Origin of the sequence: Paenisporosarcina sp. TG20, assembly GCF_000286315.1 — a bacterium.
Classification (GTDB): domain Bacteria; phylum Bacillota; class Bacilli; order Bacillales_A; family Planococcaceae; genus Paenisporosarcina.
In genome coordinates, this window is record NZ_ALJG01000174.1 from 1 (window position 1) to 7,012 (window position 7,012).

Below are 7,012 nucleotides of genomic sequence, written 5' to 3' on the forward strand. Positions count from 1 at the left end.
CTTTAGCTGTGGGAGTTGTCAGCAACCAATAGGGGGATTATATAATGGATAAACAGTCACTTCAAAAGTATCAAGAGTTTAGCGAAGATAGATTTACAAAGCGGATTATTTTCAAAAAGTCTAGTAGCACTGCCTTCGTATTAAATTTCTTGCCTGGACAACAACTGCCTTCCCATACTCACCCAGGTTCTGACGTATTTATCATGACACTTGAAGGAACAGGGGTATTTACCATTGATGGTAAAGAAGTAAACGTGATGAAAAATGATTTTGTACATTGCAGTGATCAAGAGCAGCTTTCATTTAATAATGATGGTGCAGAACGCGTTAGTCTTTACGTTGTTTTGAACAAGATACCGAATGATTAATACGCAGAAATATTTAAAGTAATCATTATTAAAAGTAAAAGCAAGCCGATTTTGGCTAGCTTTTACTTTATCAACTTACCTTCTTCAAGTAGTTTTTCAATAATAACCCGTTCTTAATCCCTGCTTTTCAATCTACGTTTCCATGAAATCCTACAGCATGATTTTGATTAGGTACCAAATTATTCAATACCTGGTAAGCATCCTCATATAAACCAAGTCTCATGTAAGTACTAGAGTTCATTTCTATGCGAGCGACAAAGTCTGAACCATTTAAGTTCGATTACAAATAGGTTTCAGCACCTAATAGCTCTACAACTTCTATTGTCGTTTCAAACGTGGGCCTTATGGATAGAAAGTACGAAGAGACTTCAAATGAAGCTGAAGTCTCTAAAGAATGGTATTTACCTTTTATTCGCGTTTTGTTTTTGACCAAGCAAACTACTAGTATGAGCTTACATTGATTTATGGTTGAAAGGACATTTTCCTTTTATCGGCTCAATGTCATCTCCAATAAAAAATTGCTTCCATTCATTATGATGAGGATCGCCAAAATGACTTATGTCCGGGTGCTTTGGCAATTCATCCCACGCTTCCACACGTTCACGAACTTTATCACGAGACATGATGCCTCCTTTTTCCGTTCCTTCTAGTCCTTGAAAGATTTTACGTGGTTGAAATCCCAGTACCATGGAGTTTCCTAAATGACGTGTCTTTCGTTGCTTATAGGCTGGTGCATTGGCAAATACGAAAATTGGTTCACCATGAAAGTGGAAATCCCACAAGTGTTGCTCAGGGTCACGAGGAGCATTTTCGGGCCATGCGATGGGGTCTACTTTATGTAAATACTGTAGAATATCCCAAAACTGTTTGCGATATTGCTCTAGATCATCTTCAACTTTAAATGGTTCTACAAATACAAATAAGCCATGTCGTTTATGCTTTGGATTTTGAAATAAGTCTAGAAATCCTTCCAAGGTTTTCGGCAAATTGGACCAGTCATCTTGCGTTATATAGCCATAACGTAATTCGCCTTTTAACTCTCCACCCATTCCAAAGTGACAAGGAAACGTTTTATCTGTCACTATGTTGTGAAATGTCTTATATTCATCGATGAGCCATTTAGGTAAGTCTGTTCGGGTTGAAAAATCCTCTTTCATTAATAAAGCCTGTTGGTTCGTTAACATTGAATCTCCTCCACCACACATTTTATTATTTTACCTAGACCATTTAGAACTAATTCGATTCATAATAGTGAGTTCTACCTTTTACTATCATTCAATAACTGCCCTGTGGTCAAAGCAATAAAACAAATCGGTGGGGATTTGTTTCTCTGCTTTGTAGAGTTTTGTTTCTCACCCTGCGATTGGGCCAGGACAGATTTACCAGAAACGTTATTATGCAAAATAAGTAGATAGCAGACTGGGGTTATTGTAGTAGGTAGTCATATCCATCGCAACCCCATTGACACGATAGTAGCGATGGGCGAAAATCTTGAAGATTATCGTTACAGCTACATTCTACTGATTGGGATGAATCAAAGCCTGGCCTGGTCTATCTTTTTTAAACCGGGAACTCTTGAAGGATTTGCTGCCGTCCTCCTATAATAAAAACGGCCGAAGTTATCCTCGGCCGTTGAACTTACATCAATCCATGGATTAACCAGTAAATGAATCTTGCTTCATCTTCGTTACCTGGCTGAATAAGAAGTTTTCGTGGAAATGCTCCGGGGTTTTCTCCACCAACTAGCATTGGCTCCACATGTTTATTTAATCTTCTTCCGCGTTCCAGTCTAAACTTGTACATGTCTTGGCTTAATTCATGTTTTTCCATCAAAATTTTCAAGTAATGTGCCACAGCATGATCCTCATGAGGATTCAAATCACCCAATACCAAGTATGCATCTTTATATGAACCAAGTCGTATGTGAGCACCCATCAATAGCCACCGTACACCTTCGGGATTGTTTAATTTTAATTGAATAATTCTATTGAATTGATTTACAGCTTCTTTATATCTATTCTTCGTCATTAGCCATGCACCATAATTAATAAGAGCGCGCAAATACGGACTGTTCAATACATAATACCAAGCTCGGTCATGTGTTGAATCAAGTTCTATTTTTGCAGTATAAAGTGCTTCCAAAAGATGATTCTCAATCTCCACTTTATTTGTGGACTGTTCAGCTAACAATAGGTGTACGTCAGAAATGCCTGAATTAATGGACGCTGCTTCATTTGTAAATTGTATTCTTAGTTCTTCTGTATCAGCTTCGTATGCTTGATAACAAAGCAGTTGCGCTCGCTCCGAATCGTTAACTGGCTTATAGTCTTCATCTTCAATAATTTCCTCACTTATAAATGCATTAGACGTTTCGATCTCTTCGAAAGGTTCTTGCCTCGTCCGCATCATCGTTTCCCACACGTACTTTTCTGTTGTATGAGGATCCGTCCCCATATCAATGAACATGGTAGGTCTATCGAACCCCATCGTTTCTCCCTCATTTGACGATTGAATTGTTTCGAGCATAGAGTCACCCACTTGGTTTCTGTATTTCGCAATTGTTGAAGGCGAAACATTGAAATAAGTAGCAATCTCTTTTTGGGTAGCAGATGGAGGCCCGATTAAATTAAAATCATACAATGATTGAATAACTCCAGAAGCAACAGCACCTGGCTTCTTCGCTCTGACTGAATTGCCTAATAAGAATGCAGTCAGCATAGGAACCCCTATGTCTTTGTCAAACCCATAATCCTTTAAATAACCTTCTGTTAATTCAATCACTTCTTCTTCAAATGGTGTGAAGTTAAATGCATGTTTTAATGAGCCAAACAAACGATAAATCGAAAGATAGTCTATCTCTGATTTCATCAATTCTTCGCGAAGTTGGTGAACTAATTTCGGTCGATCGTCGGGAATAAATACTATAGCGTTCGTCCCAGATAGTCCATTTTCACCGAAACGAGGGTCAGGCATGACAATACCAAAAAGTCGGTCACCAATCTGCGACTCAGTCTGGCCACTTAATATGACATACACCTTGTCATTTGTTTCATCCCGTATGATGAATTGATCATCATTTATTTCCAATACTTCTGCGAGCAATAGAAAAGGATGTTGCCAAGAAGTTAACACGTCTATTACTTGTTGACGCTTCTGTTTATTCATTTGTGTTTTCAAATAACTTCTCCATAAGTCAACATGTTCTAGATAAATATATGTACCCATTGCAATCTCATCAATTAACTCAGGTTCAAGAATATCTTGAATCTCCGAATTCCATTTACGCGAACGCATTTCCAACTCGCTAAACTCACGAGGGGCAAATCCCTCATCCCAGAAACCCATATGGATACGAAGAAGCTCTTCTTCGACGATTGCCGTGAAGTCCAACACATTTGTCTTCCCACAACACTTCTTATACTTTTTGTCACTTCCGCACGTACAAGAATCATTACGTCCAACCATAACCAACACCAACTTTCTTTTCCATTCGTACTAAAATCGTATCATATTGAAGGCGATTGAAACAAATACACATCACTTTACTACTTCTTTAGATAAAATCATGGACAGTATTAATCGATGCTCTAGCGATTATGATTAGTAAAAAATCACAATGTCGGCCGTATTTACGATAACCGATACTATTCAGCAATTAGTCATGAGATAGATTGAACCAAAATATAGCCAGGTTCCTCGGTAAAATGGAAGAAATGATGACGAAATAATTCTGAATGATATAAATGCCCACCTATTAAATAGGTGGGCATTAGTTATCTTACTACAGTCGAAGAATTTATTTCGACAGGATACTTCTTAAAATCTTGAATTTAGTAAAATATCTTCCCTGGGACGCGAATTCTTATTTTCTAAATATATATTTTAAAAGCCGCCGTAGGAATCATGATCCTACGACGGCAATGTTTATTTTATGAGTTTACTTATCTCTCCAATGCAAGATTTAATTCACTCTGAACTTCGTCTCCAACAGCCCCACGGCTACCGAAAATAGAGAAACTATCATAGTTTAAAATAAGATCTTTTGTCGGTGTTGGAATCGTTGTTTCATTGACTAATAAAATAGGTGCATTATTTTTTGCGGCTAGGACAGATCCGGCTAGTGCATCTGGGAAATTACGTCCCGTGGCAACATAAGCTTTACCAGTGCCCATTGGCAGTTTCGATATGATTTCTTTGCCTGTGTCGAAACGGGTTGCCCCACCATATCTCACGGGTTGAGGGAACTGCTGTGCGACATGTTCACTAATGACACTAGTGCTTCCGACAAGTATGGTGTTATTTTTGCCAACCATTGCATTTAGTGTTTCAGCGGGCACTCTATCCGATCTTGTTAATAAGATTGGAATTCCATTTTTAGCTGCGTATGGTGAAATTGATAGAACATCTGGGAAATTGAATCCATAAGCAATAATGGCTTGTTCAGATGGCAGTCGCTTCGCAATTAAAGCAGCTGTTTCGAAGCGATTTTCGCCACCGATTCTCTCAACAACCAAGCCCATTTGTTTCAACTTGATTTCAACATCTAGTGAAACTGCTCCTTCACTTCCAAGGATAATCACTTTCTTCGCATTCAAACGCTTGATTTCAAGTTCCGTAACTTCTACTAATCTTGTTGGTCGCGTTAATAGAATAGGTGCATTCTCTTTGTAAGCTAAGGGACCTCCAGCTAGAGCGTCAGGGAAATTAGTTCCAGTAGCAAGAACTACTGTTTCAGAAGAATTCCAGCCTTCTTGAGAAATAGAAACTGCTGTTTCATAGCGATCTTCTCCAGCAATACGATTCGTCTCTTCAAGAGACTTGACAACCGTTATTTTCGTTTCAGCACTTACATTTCCTACTAAATCTGTAGCGATCACCATTAAAATTTCATCTGCTTTTTGATTAGGTATCACAACTGAGAATTTACCATCCGTAGGTGTCGTTCCTGTGCCTACAATCGTTGTTCCTACCTTAATTATGATAGAAGATCCTGCTTCTGCACTTCCCGTCACACTCGTTGATTTATCAGTTACTTCATTAACTGTTGGCATTGTAGGTGCGGTAACATCTACAACCGTCACTTCTCTAATTTCACTCGTGTTTCCAGCAGTATCAGTAGCGGTTACTAATAATTGCGTTCCTGCTTTTTGTTGTGCGATTTCAACTGTATAGTTGCCTTCGCTATCCACTGTTCCTAAACCTATTTCGGTCGTACCTGATTTAATTTTAATCAGTGAACCTACTTCTGCTGTACCGCTAACACTTGTAGATTTATCCGTTACTTCGTTTACCGTTGGAATCAACGGGGTTGTTGCATCTGTTACTGTAACTTCTACTGGGTCACTACTATTCTTTGCAGCATCAGTAGCAGTAATGGTTAATATTGTGCCTGCTTTTTGTAACTCTATTAGAACCGAATATCCCCCTTCGCTATTAACAGTATCTGAACCTTTTTCAATCGTTCCAGATTTTATAGTAATAAGAGAACCCACCTCTGCTGTTCCCGTCACACTAGTAGAATTGTCTGTCACTTCATCTACTGTCGGAGCCGCTGGTGCTGTTATATCTATAACTGTAACTTCTTTTGGCTCACTTATATTCCCTACATAATCTGTAGCTATGACTGTTAATTTTGTGCCAGCTTTTTGTTTTAGTATTGTAGCTACATATTTTTCTTCAGTATCCGTGATCGCATTTCCGATTACTGTCGTTCCTTCTTTGACTGTAATCGTGGATCCAGCTTCCGCTATACCCGTCACACTTGTTGATTTGTCCGTTACTTCATTTATTGTTGAAATGATTGGTGCTGTTACATCTTTTACAGAAACCTCTTTCACAATGCTACTGTTTCCAGCAGCATCCTTAGCTGTTACTAATAATTTAGAACCCGCTTTTTGTTGTTTTATCGTAATTGAATATGCACCATGGGTGGTAGTTTTCCCTGTTCCAATTACAGTTGAACCCACTGTTATAATTATCGAAGAATCTGCTTCCGCTGTTCCGGTTACATTTGTAGATTTGTCCGTTACCTCATCAACAGATGGTGAAGAAGGTGCTGTCACATCTTCAACTGTAAATTCCCCACTACTTAAATCGAAATCTACACCTTTGATGATTGTAGTGTTTAGATTAGTGTCTTTAATTTCTATTGAATCTACTTTCCAAATTCCTTCTTCACTACTCCCAGAAATGGAGAATTCTCCATTAAAACTACTTGTATTATTGTCAAAGCTTAATTCAATTGAATTTTTATTTTTACTTATAGGAGCGATGTAATGGATCGTAGCTTCCTGTAATTTTGTATCATCAGTAGCTTCAAGATTTATCCTTACAATTTCTCCTGGCTTTACAGAATTCTGCTCTAATGAAAGCATGCTAAAGGTTGGTGGATTTTCTTCTTTAAAAAAGGTGAAATTCCCATTCTCTAATTCTTCATAGTTATCGTCATGAAGTCCTGTTATATTTCCTGCAGTGTCATAAATGCTTAACCTATATAAATCAAATGTTCCCAACTCAAAAGTATTGGTGATTAAAAGGGTACCTTCAAAAAATTTAGTTTCACTGTTATAATACAAACCTACTGAAAAAGACTTATCGGTTATTGGTGAAGAATAATAAATATTTCACTAGCGTTGCATTAAAAT

4 protein-coding genes are annotated in these 7,012 nt (G+C 38.0%); 1 reads left to right on the top strand and 3 read right to left on the bottom strand.

Features of this window, described 5'->3' with window-relative positions:
* Window positions 1–44: 44 nt before the first annotated feature.
* Entirely contained in the window at window positions 45–368 is a 324-nt protein-coding gene (locus tag B371_RS0102660; RefSeq protein ID WP_019412771.1) for a cupin domain-containing protein, read from the top strand.
* A 452-nt stretch (window positions 369–820) separates the two neighbouring features.
* Here B371_RS0102660 and B371_RS0102665 read toward each other — a convergent pair whose 3' ends face one another.
* From B371_RS0102665 to B371_RS22350, 3 genes are all read right to left on the bottom strand, one after another.
* Window positions 821–1,552, bottom strand: a complete 732-nt coding sequence (locus B371_RS0102665) for a YqcI/YcgG family protein (protein WP_019412772.1) — start codon at window positions 1,550–1,552, stop codon at window positions 821–823.
* A 454-nt stretch (window positions 1,553–2,006) separates the two neighbouring features.
* The gene (locus B371_RS0102670; RefSeq protein ID WP_083844931.1) at window positions 2,007–3,833 is read right to left on the bottom strand and encodes an SEC-C metal-binding domain-containing protein; all 1,827 of its coding nucleotides are present in this window, start codon (window positions 3,831–3,833) and stop codon (window positions 2,007–2,009) included.
* Window positions 3,834–4,309: 476 nt separating this feature from the next.
* The gene (locus tag B371_RS22350; RefSeq protein ID WP_019412774.1) at window positions 4,310–6,943 is read right to left on the bottom strand and encodes an Ig-like domain-containing protein; all 2,634 of its coding nucleotides are present in this window, start codon (window positions 6,941–6,943) and stop codon (window positions 4,310–4,312) included.
* Window positions 6,944–7,012 lie beyond the last annotated feature (69 nt).